Consider the following 296-nt stretch of genomic DNA (forward strand, 5'->3'; position numbering starts at 1 on the left):
TCGCGTTTTTCGGCACGCATCACATCGCGCGGATAAGGAATCGGGGCGCGGCTGAAATAGATGGCGTTGCGGTTTTTGTCGAGGATGACTTTGACGACGTTAGGATTTATAAACTCGTCAAAATCGTGCAATTCGTGGGCGGCGGTCGCCATTTGCACATTGTTTTCAACCAAAACTTCGGCTGTACGGTTGATAAGTTCGGGATCGATTAAAGGCTCGTCGCCTTGTACGTTCACAACAATCAGATGCTGCGGCAGTTTCAGCGTATTGGCCGCTTCGGCAAGGCGCGTTGTACC

The 296-nt window shown here is 51.4% G+C and carries 1 protein-coding gene; it reads right to left on the reverse strand.

Annotation, left to right across the window (positions count from 1 at the left end):
- The coding region (locus tag ACTHSP_RS23595; protein WP_440347185.1) for a cytidylyltransferase domain-containing protein at window positions 1–296 on the reverse strand (296 nt) is incomplete at both ends.

The organism is Neisseria sp. P0001.S005 (genome assembly GCF_051963715.1).